12 protein-coding genes are annotated in these 13,157 nt (G+C 64.5%); 6 read left to right on the top strand and 6 right to left on the bottom strand.

Going from position 1 to position 13,157, the window contains the following annotated elements; genetic code table 11:
- Positions 1 to 144 precede the first annotated feature (144 nt).
- From FHW64_RS14095 to FHW64_RS14085, 3 genes are read right to left on the bottom strand one after another with little or no spacing between them, the layout of a single operon-like run.
- Positions 145 to 507, bottom strand: coding sequence for a hypothetical protein (locus FHW64_RS14095; protein ID WP_184527132.1), 363 nt, complete (start codon positions 505 to 507; stop codon positions 145 to 147).
- Entirely contained in the window at positions 507 to 1,547 is a 1,041-nt protein-coding gene (locus FHW64_RS14090) for an FUSC family protein (RefSeq protein ID WP_260303817.1), read from the bottom strand. The genes FHW64_RS14095 and FHW64_RS14090 overlap by 1 nt, the downstream gene beginning before the upstream one ends.
- Positions 1,537 to 2,634, bottom strand: a complete 1,098-nt coding sequence (locus FHW64_RS14085) for a site-specific integrase (RefSeq protein WP_184527128.1) — start codon at positions 2,632 to 2,634, stop codon at positions 1,537 to 1,539. Before FHW64_RS14085 ends, FHW64_RS14090 begins: the two co-directional genes overlap by 11 nt.
- Positions 2,635 to 2,781: 147 nt before the next feature.
- On the opposite strand from FHW64_RS14085, the gene FHW64_RS14080 reads away from it, so the two are divergent.
- On the top strand, positions 2,782 to 3,813 hold the full coding sequence (locus FHW64_RS14080; protein ID WP_184527126.1) for a DNA-binding protein: 1,032 nt from the start codon (positions 2,782 to 2,784) through the stop codon (positions 3,811 to 3,813).
- Position 3,814: 1 nt separating this feature from the next.
- Here FHW64_RS14080 and FHW64_RS14075 read toward each other — a convergent pair whose 3' ends face one another.
- A complete protein-coding gene (locus FHW64_RS14075; RefSeq protein ID WP_260303816.1) occupies positions 3,815 to 4,489 on the bottom strand; it encodes a protein-L-isoaspartate(D-aspartate) O-methyltransferase in 675 nt (224 codons plus the stop codon).
- 126 nt (positions 4,490 to 4,615) lie between these two features.
- On the opposite strand from FHW64_RS14075, the gene FHW64_RS14070 reads away from it, so the two are divergent.
- Complete coding sequence (locus tag FHW64_RS14070; RefSeq protein WP_184527121.1) at positions 4,616 to 4,849, top strand: DUF2789 domain-containing protein; 234 nt, start codon at positions 4,616 to 4,618, stop codon at positions 4,847 to 4,849.
- Between the two features lie 102 nt (positions 4,850 to 4,951).
- On the top strand, positions 4,952 to 5,821 hold the full coding sequence (locus tag FHW64_RS14065) for a lipase family protein (RefSeq protein ID WP_184527119.1): 870 nt from the start codon (positions 4,952 to 4,954) through the stop codon (positions 5,819 to 5,821).
- 10 nt (positions 5,822 to 5,831) lie between these two features.
- Here FHW64_RS14065 and FHW64_RS14060 read toward each other — a convergent pair whose 3' ends face one another.
- Complete coding sequence (locus FHW64_RS14060) at positions 5,832 to 7,586, bottom strand: DUF4157 domain-containing protein (protein WP_184527118.1); 1,755 nt, start codon at positions 7,584 to 7,586, stop codon at positions 5,832 to 5,834.
- Positions 7,587 to 7,690: 104 nt separating this feature from the next.
- Here FHW64_RS14060 and FHW64_RS14055 point away from each other — a divergent pair, with 104 nt between their 5' ends.
- The gene (locus FHW64_RS14055; RefSeq protein ID WP_184527116.1) at positions 7,691 to 9,202 is read left to right on the top strand and encodes a DUF4157 domain-containing protein; all 1,512 of its coding nucleotides are present in this window, start codon (positions 7,691 to 7,693) and stop codon (positions 9,200 to 9,202) included.
- A gap of 15 nt (positions 9,203 to 9,217) precedes the next feature.
- Here the strand turns inward: FHW64_RS14055 and FHW64_RS14050 are convergent, their stop codons facing one another.
- On the bottom strand, positions 9,218 to 10,828 hold the full coding sequence (locus tag FHW64_RS14050; protein WP_221220707.1) for a DUF4157 domain-containing protein: 1,611 nt from the start codon (positions 10,826 to 10,828) through the stop codon (positions 9,218 to 9,220).
- A 231-nt stretch (positions 10,829 to 11,059) separates the two neighbouring features.
- Here FHW64_RS14050 and FHW64_RS14045 point away from each other — a divergent pair, with 231 nt between their 5' ends.
- Positions 11,060 to 12,613 (top strand): phage tail sheath C-terminal domain-containing protein, encoded by a 1,554-nt coding sequence (locus FHW64_RS14045; RefSeq protein ID WP_184527112.1) that lies wholly within the window; start codon positions 11,060 to 11,062, stop codon positions 12,611 to 12,613.
- A gap of 10 nt (positions 12,614 to 12,623) precedes the next feature.
- Positions 12,624 to 13,142, top strand: a complete 519-nt coding sequence (locus tag FHW64_RS14040) for a phage tail protein (protein WP_184527110.1) — start codon at positions 12,624 to 12,626, stop codon at positions 13,140 to 13,142.
- Positions 13,143 to 13,157 lie beyond the last annotated feature (15 nt).

Genomic DNA, 13,157 nt, shown 5'->3' with positions numbered 1-13,157 from the left:
CCGTGACATAGGGCACACACTCAACCGAGATCCGTCGCCGGCCTTTTGATGCGGGCCGCCTCGATCCGAAATCTACCTGCGGGGATACGTTTGCGATTGGTCGATCAAGAGCAGAAAAGCAACGTTGAACGCTTCCGAGGCCAGCTAGCGTTGGCCAGGAGGGCGAGTTCGCTGTTCGAGCGCGCTGCTTGCTCGGCGGTAGGCCCAGATCATCGACGCCAATCCTGCGAGGGAGCCCATGGCGAAGAGGAGGGCGATGACGAATAGACCGACGGGCACGCCGTCGTCAGCCGCAAGGATTGACAGGACGACAGAGCAGAACCACAGCACGCCCCATCGCAGGATGTACATGTCCATGTACGTCTTGAGCCAGACGTTGTTGCGATGTCTGATCGCCTCGGCTTCTTCCACTACCGCATCGTCCGGTACCGCCTCGAGCAGGCTCGTGGGTGACCAGAAGCGCTTCCAGATCGAAGCGGGTTTGTGGGAGTGCGTAGGGGAGTCCATTATTCGCGGAGCGGAAAGATGAAAACCGTCGCGCACCAGGCTAGCAGGGCGCCGAGCGCGGTCTCCCAAAGGCGCGCTGACAGATGCAGCACGGAATGCTCGCCGCTGGCCGCAAGCGTGATCACCAGCGCGAAGGCGAACGTCCCGCACGCGATGTCATAGCGGTCCGCGAGCGCCATCGCGTAGATCACGACAGCAACCGCCGCGCACGCCCAAGCGAGCAGGGGCCATTGGACCGCGAGCGGCACGCACAACAGGCCCAACGGCACGCCGATGGCAGTCCCGAGCATGCGACGGCGGATGCGGTCGATGGTGCCGGACCGCGTCATGGCGACGACGTAGACGCAGGCGGTCATGGCCCAGACCGATTCATCCATGACCGTGCGTGCGTTCAGCAGAACGATCAACGACGCCGGAAGGGCCGCCTGCAAACCCATGGCGAGAGCCGGCGGCGTGCCGAAAGGCGCATGTGCGCCGCCCGGCTGCCATGGCGTGATGCGACTCTGGCGCGGGGCGAAGCTCACGCGCGCCGCGATGACCGCGAAGAGCGCGATCAGGCCCGCGAGCCCGATGCGCCTCAGGTCGTCCGCACCGAGTTCTTGCCCGTAGGCCAGCAATTGCCCGATGTAGAACTGCGAGCCGATGCCTGCTGCCAGTGGCCCGATCGGCTTCATGAATCCGACCGCGAAGGCGCCGATCACCAGCGTCCATTCGGCGCCGGCAGTGATGCGCGCAGCCAGGGGCGGACCGATCAGGGCCGTCACTGCGGCGCCGAGGCACGCGCTGCCGGTCAGCAGGAGAAGATCGCGGCTGCCTTCGTAGCGGCCGGCGCGCGCCTCCGACACCATGGCGAAAAGTGCGGCGCCGGCAGCCAGCGTGCCAAGCGATTTCAGGTCGGATGCAGCATGCGCCGTGTCGAACAACGCGCCCAGCACCACGGCGATGCCATACGCCGCCACGAGGCGCAGCCCCTTGATGAACTGGTGGCCCTGCGGATCGACCTCGGCCAGCCGTGACGACAAGGTTCGTTCAGTCGCCATCGGCATCCACCATGCGCGCGACCTTGCTGTCGAGCGCGCTCTCGGCGCGGTAGTAGCCCATCGCCACGGCCACGCTCTGGTGGCCTGACAACGCCATGGTTTCGGGCAGCGAGAGGTTCTGCCTGCCGGCCTCGGTCACGAATCCGGCGCGCAGCGAATGGGCGGAAAACTCGCCCTCGACGCCGGCAAGTGCGCAGCGCTCCTTGACGATGTTGCGCACCGTCTGCGGGCCGAGCGGCTCGGCGACGTGATCGCCCGCGCGAATGCGACGAAAGATCGCGCCTTCGGTGATGCCGCTGGCGTCGAGCCAGTCACGCATCGCCTCGGCAGCGGAGCCGACCAGCGGCTTGTTGTCTTCGGGCCGCTCGACACCGGCCTGGTTCGTCTTCGAATGCGACAGGCGATAGAGATAGGCGTCTGCATTGACGCGGCGCAGGTTCTCCATCGTTGCGCCGGCCACTTCGGAACGGCGGCGTCCGCCGGTGGACCATGCAAACAGCAGCAGTGCGCGATCCCGCTTGCCGCGGAGCGAATCGTCGCAAGTGTCGAGCACGGCAAGCAGAGGATCCTTGGTGAGCGCGCGCTGCTTGCGCGGACGCGCGCCACGTTGTGCATAGGCGCGCCGCGTGCGCCCGAGAAGCTCGCGCACCACCGGATCGGCGCACGGGTTGTGCTCGATCTCGCCCTTGAGCTGGTGCGCCTTGGACAGCACCGCGATGCGATGGACCAGCGTATTGAGCGACGGCGGCCCGAGCTTGGCCTTGAAACCCTGTTCGACGAGCGCCCGGTCGATCTCGGGCGGCAGCTCGGTCACCAGCTTGCCCGGCTCGCTGCCACGCGCCGCGTGGTCGACGATGAACTGGATCACGACCGGAACAGGCACCGGCAAGCCCAGCGTTTGACCGTAGCGCGCCGCGTACCAGGCATCCCAGTAGCGCATCGCCGAGCCGTATGAAGCGCGGGTGTTGGCGGATTCGCCTTCCTTCATCAGCTCGCGTGCTGCGTCTTCCGCGACGCCGGTCAGACGCGTTGGATCGAGCGCGGGGCGGGATTCAGGGCGGGTGGCGAGATGGCGACGAGGTTTCATGGTGAATGTTGGATATCTTATCCGTATATGTATGATGTACAACAATCACACATATCAACTAACGGTAACCATCGCTTATCGATAGTAGATAGTGGGGCGAAGCGTACCTGAAATCAGGCCGCCGTCCAAACTTAAAAAGGATCGGAAATGAGCCAGCTCATCGAATCGAGAAGCCGGGGAATCCAGGAAGCAGACGTCTTCGCGGCTGCAGATGCGCTGCTGGCCGACGGCAAACGGCCCACGATCGAACGCGTGCGGCAGCAGATCGGACGTGGTTCGCCCAACACGGTCAGCCCGATGCTTGAAAGATGGTTCGCGACCCTTGGTGGACGGCTGGTTGGCTCACCGGGCACGCGGACTGCGGGCAACGATCTGGATGGCATGCCCCTGGGAGTGCGCAACGCGGCAAAGCTGCTGTGGGAAACAGCGCAGAAAGAAGCCGAGGAAACCCAGCGCGGCGAATTAGCCACGGTGCGCTCGGAACTGCAGGCGCGAGAGGATTCGCTGGCCGAGGCGCAAGGTGCGCTGGCACAGCGAGAGGACGCATTCAAGCAAGCACGGGTGAGCCTCGATGCGGCGCTGTCGTCATCGCAGCAGGCGCGCGAAACGCTCGAAGGGCAGCTCAAGGCGCAAGCCATCGAGACACAGCGTGTCCGCACAGGGCTCGAAGACGAGGTCCGGCGCCTCACTGCCCTGCTCTCCCAGACCGTGGAGGCGCAGGAACAGATGCGGCGCGAACATGCCGCAGTGGTCGCTGCAAAGGACCAGGATCTGCGCCACGCCCAGGAGCGCCATTCGAGCCAGGAAAAACGGATGCTCGCCGAGGTCGATCGCGCGCGACAGGCGGCCAAGGCGCTTGAAGCCGAGCTGGCCAAGGAACATCAGAAGCGCACCAAAGGTGAAGAAGCCGCAGCGAAGCGGCTCGATGCAGCAGCCGAGAAGCTCCAGCAGGTGCGCGACCAGCTTGCGGCGCAGGCGATCGAACTCGCGCAGGAGCGGGTGGCGGCCGCTGTGCAGAAGGACCGCGCCGAAGCACTGCAGCAGCGGATCGACGAAGAACGCGGCGCCCATGACGCCACCCGACGCCTCTTGTCGGAGGCTTTGGCGCGATCGCAGAAATCAGGGGGGCAAGCCCGTGCGCGCGCCACCCAGGCGAAGCCGCGCCGCGGTGCCGGGTGACTCACGGCAGGGCGACCTCTTCGAGTGTCGAGAAAAGCACCTGGAAGATTTCCCTCGTCGTGACCGAGCCTCGCGCATCCTTCTTGAGCTGGATGAGCTGCTGTGCATCAGGCAACCCCGCAGGTATCACCATCGTTCCACCCGGCTTCAGCTGGTAGATGAGTGCCGGCGGAATCAACTCCGGAGCCGCTGTCACGATGATCTTGTCGAATGGCGCATGTTCGGGCCAGCCCTGGCAACCATTTCCGATGCGGATATCCACGTTGATGTGCCCCTGGTCGGCCAGCCGATGGGCCGCCTGCTCGGCCAGCTCATCGATGATCTCGACAGAGAAGACGCGATGCGCGAGTTCGGCCAGGACGGCCGACTGGTAGCCCAGCCCCGTGCCGATCTCCAGCACCGTGTCGGTTGGCTGCACGCCGAGCAGGTCGGTCATCACCGCGACGATGAAAGGTTGCGAGATCGTCTTGCCGAAGCCGATCGGCAGGGGTGTGTCGACGTAGGCGTACGGCCGCAGCTCGAAGGGCACGAACGCATGGCGCGGCACGGTGCCGATGGCGTTCATGACCCTCGAATCCAGCGCCGCCTTGCCCAGGTACGTGGTCGAGAAAATCGTCTTGGCGGCGATCTCTGCCAGCATGCGCTGTCGCAGCATCGTGAAGTCCGGTTCGCTCATGGCTCGCATGGTGCCTTCTGCAATAGACCCTGATGGGCGAGGAGGCACTCGGCCCGGGTATACGCAAGTTCTTCAGAATGGGCGAAAGACGCCTCAAACATACAAACGCAATCGGAGCGAAGTCACATGGAGTTCTCGAACCACACCCTCAAGGATCTTTTCGGCCAGCTTGGCTTGCCCGACTCGCACGAGGAGATCGAAGGGTTCATCTCGAGGCATCGCCCGCTCGCCGACGGCGTCCGGCTGGCCGACGCCCCGTTCTGGTCCCCGGCGCAAGCGAGCTTTCTGCGCGAAGAGATCAACGAAGACGCGGACTGGGCCGAAGTGGTCGATCAGCTCAACCTGCGCCTGAGGGAATAGGCGCCGTCATCAACCTTGTGGAGGAGGCGGGCAACCGTCTTCCAAAAGAAGGATCTGATCCGGGACTTCGCGCACCCCGCGTCGAACGAACGGAGGACTTTCATGAGCAAGGCAGACGATGTCGAAAAGGGCTTGATGGTCATGTTCGCGGCCGACATGCACACGGCCTTCCCTTCTGCGATCGCACCGCCAGTGGACGGTCGGCTGAGTGCCGACTGGAGCGTGCTTGGATACCTGACCGCCCTCGACGCGGTCTTCCGGCCCAGGCAGAGCATGGTCGAGGGCTCTGAAGTCTGCTACGGCGTGCTCGCGCGAAGCCTGGCGAACCCGAGCCAACATGTGGTTGCGATTCGCGGCACGCAGGGCATCACGGAGTGGATCGAAGACGCGCAGTTCGTCTCGATCAATCATCCGGGCGGCCACGGACGCGTGGAAGGCGGCTTCTGGAACATCTACGCATCCATGAAGTTCAAGGTCGACGCCAAGGATGGCGGCGTGCCGGCAAAGGAAGGCATTGCCAAGGCCGTTGGCCCGGCGGGCACCATCACCGTCGCCGGGCACAGCCTCGGGAGTGCACTGGCGACCTACCTCGCCCTGGACCTTGCCGATGCGGACCTGCTGGGGGCGCGTACGTCGGCAACCCTGTTCGCATCTCCGCACCCGGGCGACAGCACCTTCGTGAATGCTTTCGACGCCGCGCTTTCGGGTCGATACGTCCTCTACAACTACTTCCTCGACGCGGTTCCTCGCGTGCCCTTCGGCCCCGACTACGCACACCTGCCGGACGTCACCGACCTCCGCCCTAGTGATGCCGAGGCGCGCATCCGGTTCGAGCTTGCGTGCAATCACCACATCGTCTGCTATTGCGCGATGCTTGACTTCGCGGAGACGGCCGAAACCCCCAAGATCGCGATCGATCAATCCTGCGTGAGCTGCATCAGGGGGCCTTCCGGGGTCAGCAATACCGCTTGACCGCGCCGGATCAATCGTCGGTATCCCCGAACCACGGCTTCGATCCCGGCCGCGGGTTGAAGCCCTTCCCGCCCTTGTGGATCTCCGCGTGATGCAGTTCCCATTCGGTGCGCACCACGTCGACGACGATCTTCAGATTCAGGCCAGAAGCAATCCGCCGGACTGTGAAGGTGTAGGCCGACGGCCGCGAGATGTTCTCCTTCGCAATCGCGATGGCCTCGCTGTCGGTGGGCGGCGTCTCCAGGGTGATGTCGACGGGGCCGTTCTTGAACTCGTTCTTCGGTTTGAAGGTGAAGACCGTGTCCTTGCCGACCGCACGGCTGGACCCGAAAGTGAAGTCGTTGACGTTGAGGTTCTTGGCCTGTGACTTGAGCAGGTTCAGTTCCTTGCCTCTCTGCGGGAAGACGCCGCTGTACGCCACTTCCTGGCTCTGGTCGGTGGTCCGCCTGAGCTTCTTTCGCATCGCGGCCCAGTCCGTGATGAAGGCGTACTCGGGCTTGGCCTTCATTGCCTTGAAGGCGTCTTCGTCGGACATCTTGCTCGCGCCGGGCACCTCGAAGAACGGATCGGCCAGCGATTCGGTCCCGCCGCCGTAGCGCTGGCCGTGCGTTGGCGCGATCACACGCGCGCTGCCCCCGAAAGCGGTTCGGACCTGGCCCAGCATCTCCTCGCTGCGCCCAAGGTTGCAACCCCGGATGAGGACATTGGTCCAGAAGCCGACCAGATCGGACTTGGGCTTCGTGATGCTGCCGGCGTCGTTGGCCTTCTTGAGTTCGCTGTACTCGACCTTGCCCGGTGTCGTGTCCTTCGCATCGAGCGAGAACTGGAGTGTCCCGTCCGGATGCGCGTGCGAAACGATGATGAGGTTCGCCACCGGTTTGGCGCCATCGTTGATGCGCTGGTTGATGGCATCGAGATCGCGCACGTCCTCCACCATCGTTGCGGCAGGATATTCGGCCTTGAAGAACTTCTTCGCCTCGGTATAGAACTTGTTGTCGCTCTTCGGCGCGTCCTTGCCCATGATGAACACGTAGTCGATGGCGCCTCGCGCGGTGTCGACGCGGCCAATCTGCGCTTCGATTTCCTTCGCGACTGCTGGCGCATCTCCCTTGGCGACCCGCTGCAACGTGTCCTCACCCGCGACGATCGTGCCGGTGGTCCTGGGCCCGCTGCCCTTGAAGTCGACGAACACGCCCTTGCGGCCTTTTTCGTAGCGGCTACCGTTCAACTCGAAGTGCATGTCCAGGCCGTAGGCGTTGATCAGCCGCCATACGACCTCGTGTACGGCGAACTCGGGCTTGGAAGAAGCCAGGGCCCGCTTGGCCAGCGCGGCGAGCGCCGTTTCCTCCTTGGCGATGGCAGCCGCCTCGTCGGGATCGCGCGGGCTGCGCTGGAGTTGCACGCCTGCGGGAGAAGCACCGCGCTGCTGGATGACGTGGGTCAGTTCATGCGCAAGCAGTCGCCGCCCTTCGCCGGCATCGCTCGCCTGCCGGCCCGCGCCGAAGACGATGCTTTGGCCGACCGTGTAGGCCTTGGCATCGACATCGCTCGCCGACGCTTCCGCTGCAGGCCCCGAATGAATCCGCACGGACGAGAAATCGGCATCGAAGCGCCGCTCCATGTCGTGCCGCAGGCCCGGCTCGATGGGGCTTCCCGACTCCTGCAGCACGCGATGAACGCTGGCAGGCACTTCGACCCGGGGCCGCGTCGCGGACGCCGGGCGTGGAGCGCCGAACAAAGGGCTTGCGCGATGCATGGCGCGCATGGTGCGCTCAACACCGCCGGGTCGCAAGGACACCCGACCTTCGGGATATGCCCAAGCAGCGACCCCGGGGCTACCATGCCAGGCGCACAGGAAGGGATCGACCGATGCATGCGCCGCAGATCGCCAGGGCACGAACGAGGGCCTCCGCCGTCCGGACGCCCCCTGCCCTGCCTGCGCCGCTGCAGGGCATCCTCCAGCGCAAGCTCACGATCGGCTCGGTGGACGATCCACTCGAACACGAAGCCGACAGCATCGCCGAGAAGGTGATGAAGTCGCCGGACAACGAACTCTCCTTCTCGCACGCTCCACCGCGCATCAGTCGCGCATGCGCCCACTGCGAGCGCGAGGAAGAGCAGGAGAAGGGCCTCGTCCAGCGATCGCCCGAGCCGGGCGAGGCCGTCACGGAAACGCTGTCGCGCAATCTCGGCACCACCGGCGGAGGCCGTGCGCTGCCGCCTTCGACCCGTGTCTTCATGGAACGACGCTTCGGGGCCGACTTCTCCGCAGTGCGCATCCACGCCGATGCCGAAGACAACGAGCACGCGCAGCAGTTGAACGCGCAGGCCTTCACGATCGGCAATCACATCCACTTTCGGCGCGGCAAGTTCAACCCCGATCATCACGCCGGCCGGTTGCTGCTCGCGCATGAACTCGTGCACACCCTTCAACAGGGGCACGGGGTTTCGCTGGTGCAGCGCAAGACGGATGCCGAATGGAAAAACGAGGCGGCTGCCTTCGAGACCCAGATCCTGGCCGCCCCCGAATACAAGGCATTGGACGCGGTGGCCAAGGGCAATGTGGCCTGGATCATCGCGCAGGCCAGGACCAAGCCGCTCGGGGACGCCAAAGGCCAGCGTCTCTACTACCTCTTCATGCTGTTGAAGGCGATCACGACGCACTTTCAAGGCGCTTCGTCGGGGTCGGGCTACGGCTGCTCCGCGGACATGGCCAAACAGAACCGCGAGGTCGTCGACAAGGCCCTGAAGACGGAAGAGATGTGGGGCGGTGCGTACAACGACGTCGACGAGCGCGCCGTCGCCACGGCCGCGAACATGGTCGAGCGCACCGGCGAACAGGGCAAGAAATACAAGGTCGACCGCACCGATCCGAAGAACATCCGCGTGAGGATCAAGGTCAAGCTCAATGGCGTGCCCGACGAGGTATCCAAGATCAAGGGCTTGGAGGATGCGATCGAACGCGCGATCTCCATGACGACCAAGGGCTACTACGTCGACATCGTGTTCGTGAATGCCTCGGGCCCCGACGTGTTCGAGTTCACCGTCAAGTTCTGCGAATGGCCGAACTCGGGAAACTGGGCGTCGAGCCCGGTCACGCTCTCGCACGAGGTCCATCATGCGCTGGGCCTGGCGGACCGCTACGACTACATCGAAGCGCATGCCGGCAGGTCGAGCATGCGTCTCGAGATGCGCCTGGACTTGTTCGTCCAGCAGATGAGGAAGACCGCCGGTCCCCGCGATCCCTACAGCAAGATGGCCTACAACAACAATCCGCTGCTGGCGGAGGACGTCTGTGCCGTGGCTTTCCCGGCCGGCGCCGATCGCAACAAATGCATCGAGGCGCGCAAGAGTCTCGACCCGGCCGGCGTGCCGCCCTGAGCCGGCGCGTCGGCGTCAGGGGTTGAACCAGTTGTCGCTGAGGATCGTGGGGTCGAGATTCAGCAGGCTGTTGAGAAGCTTCTTCGCTTCCGCCTTGTCAGCCGTCGACCCTGCCGCGTCGGCATCGAATTTGGCGATGGCGGCGACCGCATCCTTGCGGGACATCTTCGCGAACGCAGGGACCTTCGCCTTGCCGTATCCCTTTGTGACCGTCGCGCCGAATTTCTTCCAGAAGCCGGAGACCATGCCGGGCCAGAAGCGCAGCCGGAAAGACTGGTCCGCGTGGGTGGCTGCATAGGCGTGGTCGGCCCCCTTGATGGCCGACTGTTGCTCGGCACTGCGCGCGCGATGGTAGTAGTCCGTCAGCGGACCGGAATGGGAATTCGAGTCCGCCTTCTTACCAGCGAAGTAGTCCGCAAACTTCGCCTCGTCCGCGCGCAGGTCTGCCATCAACGCGACCGGATCGACCGGGTCACCGCTCTGGAAGTTACCCAGCGCCCAATTGGCCTGCCCTTCCGGCGGCGCGGGTACCTTGGTGGGATCGGCGTCGGTGCGCGTTGCCCATGCCGAGAGCGCAGAGACCGCGCCGGGTCCGCTCGGGCAACTCGAGGTCCAACCCTCCACCGTCTTGAGATTCGGGAACGCCTTCAGGTAGAAATTCTTGATGGTCGACTCTTCCGCTGCCATGCACGCCAGCACGAGGAGGTGCTTCGTTTGCGCGGCTGCTTTCGGGAAGATGCCGGCCAGCGTGACCAGCGCGTCGAAGTAGATCGCGCCCTTCGCGTCTTCGTTGTAGATCTTGGTCCCGTAGCTGTGGCCCGACAGCACCACGCGTGACATCCGGTCAGCGCCGTCTTTCTGGCACGCCGAATAGACCGCGATGACATGTGCCAGATCGTCACGGTCGTAACCGGACTGGCTTTTCAGCAGCGCTTCGAGTGCCGCCGTATTCGCCTTGTCCAGCGATTGCGCGGCGACGAAGTCCTTGATGCCCTTGTCCTGTGTCAGGTCGAAGGTGGCGCCGCCGGAGACGGTCTTCTCCTCGTGCTCGCTCAGCGTGACCTTGGTGACCTTGACCGAGGTGCCTGCGTACTGCTTCGCAAGCTTGGCAACCTCCGAGCGATAGTTGTTCATGCCGACATAGAGCACGTTCCCGCCCGCGACGGGCGGAGGCTTCGACCGCTTGGGTTGACGATGCACGCGCGGCGCCGCGCCGTCCTGCATGACGTGAGAAAGCTCGTGCGCGAGCAGCCATCGACCGGCGCTCGTACCGGGCGCATATTGCTGCGGCCCGAAGACGATGTGACGACCGACCGTGTACGCGTCTGCGTTGAGTTCGTCGGCGGTCTGGCGGGAGGCCGCATCGTCATGCACGCGCACCGAAGAAAGGTCGTGGCCGAAGCGTGGCTCCATGTATGCAAGCGTGTCCGCATCGAGCGGACGACCTGACGATGCGACGACCTGGCTCACGCTGGCCGGTGCCCGGTCCGGGGCGTGCTCGCGTGCCCCACCTGATTGCGACGACCGGGCCGGCTCGGAAGTCTGCGTGATGCGCTGTGCATTGAGATCGGCTTCGCGCTCTTCGGCATCGGAAGGGCTGCTGACCTTCATCGAAGTGTCATGCATCCCACTGCTGGTGGCCTTCCGGCGAACCAGGCCCTCTTCTTCCCGCTCGCACGCGGCGCACTTGCGCCGGATGATGGAACCGGCGACCGATTGAAAACGAAAGGCCAACGGAGGAGCGAACATGGGCTATGCCTATGGCCCTCAGTCTATTGCGGTTCGCGAATCACGCGGTTAATGTCTGCACGCCTTTTTCACGTCGATCGATCGATCTGCCAATAAGGAGAGTCGACCATGCCATCCGCATTGCTGTCCCCTGGCGTCTATATCGAGGAGGTGCCGAGCGGGGTTCGCACCATCACCGGCGTGGCGACTTCCATCGCCGCGTTCATCGGCAGGACATCGCAGGGACCGGTGAGCGAGCCCGCGTTGATCACGAGCTTCGGTGATTTCGAGCGACTGTTCGGGGGTGTCCAGATGGACTATCCGCTCAGTTATGCGGTGCAGGATTTCTATCTCAATGGCGGCAGCCAGGCCGTCATCGTGCGCCTGCAATCGGGCGCAGTGGCTGCCTCGGCGCCGGTGGTCACTGGCGGCGCCAACAACGAGGCGCTCGATCTCGTCGCGTCGAGTCCGGGGACGTGGGGCAACGCGTTGAAGGCCATCATCGACAACGCCACGCGCGACCCGAGCGACACGACGCTCTACAACCTCACGATCACGCAGGCCGGAGGCGCGACCGAGAAGTTCCTGAATGTCTCGTCCAACAGCGCCAGCCCCCGCTTCGTGGCGCGCGTCCTCGACAGCGGTTCGCTGCTCGTCAAGGTGGCGCTGGACAGCAACGGACACTGGATCGCACCTGCCACGCGCCCTCTTCCGGGTACGGTCTCGTTCGCGGGCGGGGTCGACAGCGCCCACCTCGCAAACTCCGACTACCTTGGCTCCGCAAGCCTGAAGACCGGCATCTTCGCGCTCGACAAGGCCGATCTCTTCAACCTGATGTGCATTCCGCCGGACACGCGCGGCGGTGACACGGCCGCGGCGGTCTATCAGGCTGCGATGGCCTATTGCGCGACGCGCCGCGCGGTGTTGCTGGTCGATCCACTGGCCGCCTGGGGCCAGGTCAAGGAGACTGCCGCCGCGAAGGCATCCGATCCGAACACCGGCGTCGCCAGCCTCGGATTGAACGGCGACGCGGCCCGCAATGCCGCGATCTTCTTCCCGCGCGTGATCAAGTCAGATCCGCAACTCAATGGGCAACCGGATGTGTTCGCGCCCTGCGGCGTGGTGGCCGGGATCATCGCGCGCACCGATGGCACGCGGGGCGTGTGGAAGGCACCCGCGGGCCTCGACGCAGCGCTCAATGGCGTGCAGGGCCTGCAAGCCAACCTGAGCGATGGCGACAACGGCGTGCTGAATCCGCTGGGCATCAATTGCCTGCGCTCTTTTCCGGTGTCGGGTCGGGTGGTGTGGGGTTCGCGCACGATGCGCGGCGCGGACCTGCTGGCCGACGACTACAAGTACCTGCCGGTGCGTCGCCTCGCGCTCTACATCGAAGAGAGCCTCTATCGCGGCACGCAGTGGGTCGTGTTCGAACCCAACGACGAGCCGCTGTGGTCGCAGATCCGCCTCAATGTCGGCGCCTTCATGCAGAACCTCTTCCGGCAAGGCGCCTTCCAGGGCCACACCCCCGCAGCGGCGTACTTCGTCAAGTGCGACAGCGAAACGACGACGCAGAACGACATCAACCTCGGCATCGTGAACATCCTGGTCGGCTTCGCGCCGCTGAAGCCCGCCGAGTTCGTCGTGATCCGCCTGCAGCAGCTGGCCGGCCAGATCGCCGCCTGAGGAGAACACCATGGCCCAGTTCACCGTCAACACCTTTCGCGTCGACCCCTACAAGAACTTCAAGTTCAGGGTCAAGTGGGACGGCAAGTACGTCGCCGGCGTGAGCAAGGTCGGCATGCTCAAGAAGACCACCGAGGTCGTCAAGCACCGCGACGGCGGCGACCCCAGCACGTCGCACAAGTCGCCGGGACGCACGGAGTTCGATGCCATCACGCTGGAGCGTGGCGTCACGCACGACCCCGAATTCGAGAAGTGGGCCAACAAGGTCTGGAACTTCGGCGGCGGCCTCGGGGCCGAGGTCTCGCTCAAGGATTTCCGCAAGGACATCATCATCGAGGTCTACAACGAGGCAGGCCAGAAGGTGCTGGCCTACAACGTATACCGCTGCTGGGTGTCCGAGTTCCAGGCCCTGCCGGATCTCGATGCCAACGCGAACGCCATCGCCATCCAACACCTGAAACTCGAGAACGAAGGCTGGGCACGCGACACGTCCGTCACCGAACCAACCGAGCCGACCGTCAACGTCTGACGGTCAGTCATTGCG

The sequence above is a fragment of the Variovorax sp. Sphag1AA genome (assembly GCF_014192575.1).
GTDB lineage: Bacteria > Pseudomonadota > Gammaproteobacteria > Burkholderiales > Burkholderiaceae_C > Variovorax.
Note: the sequence above shows the minus strand (reverse complement) of the source record. Positions and strands in the feature narration are given on the sequence as shown.

Excerpts from the sequence above, each read along its gene's own strand:
- FHW64_RS14095 (WP_184527132.1), bottom strand. The coding sequence starts at position 507 with ATGGACTCCCCTACGCACTCCCACAAACCCGCTTCGATCTGGAAGCGC.
- FHW64_RS14090 (WP_260303817.1), bottom strand. The coding sequence starts at position 1,547 with ATGGCGACTGAACGAACCTTGTCGTCACGGCTGGCCGAGGTCGATCCG.
- FHW64_RS14085 (WP_184527128.1), bottom strand. The coding sequence starts at position 2,634 with ATGAAACCTCGTCGCCATCTCGCCACCCGCCCTGAATCCCGCCCCGCG.
- FHW64_RS14080 (WP_184527126.1), top strand. The coding sequence starts at position 2,782 with ATGAGCCAGCTCATCGAATCGAGAAGCCGGGGAATCCAGGAAGCAGAC.
- FHW64_RS14075 (WP_260303816.1), bottom strand. The coding sequence starts at position 4,489 with ATGAGCGAACCGGACTTCACGATGCTGCGACAGCGCATGCTGGCAGAG.
- FHW64_RS14070 (WP_184527121.1), top strand. The coding sequence starts at position 4,616 with ATGGAGTTCTCGAACCACACCCTCAAGGATCTTTTCGGCCAGCTTGGC.
- FHW64_RS14065 (WP_184527119.1), top strand. The coding sequence starts at position 4,952 with ATGAGCAAGGCAGACGATGTCGAAAAGGGCTTGATGGTCATGTTCGCG.
- FHW64_RS14060 (WP_184527118.1), bottom strand. The coding sequence starts at position 7,586 with ATGCGCGCCATGCATCGCGCAAGCCCTTTGTTCGGCGCTCCACGCCCG.
- FHW64_RS14055 (WP_184527116.1), top strand. The coding sequence starts at position 7,691 with ATGCATGCGCCGCAGATCGCCAGGGCACGAACGAGGGCCTCCGCCGTC.
- FHW64_RS14050 (WP_221220707.1), bottom strand. The coding sequence starts at position 10,828 with ATGCATGACACTTCGATGAAGGTCAGCAGCCCTTCCGATGCCGAAGAG.
- FHW64_RS14045 (WP_184527112.1), top strand. The coding sequence starts at position 11,060 with ATGCCATCCGCATTGCTGTCCCCTGGCGTCTATATCGAGGAGGTGCCG.
- FHW64_RS14040 (WP_184527110.1), top strand. The coding sequence starts at position 12,624 with ATGGCCCAGTTCACCGTCAACACCTTTCGCGTCGACCCCTACAAGAAC.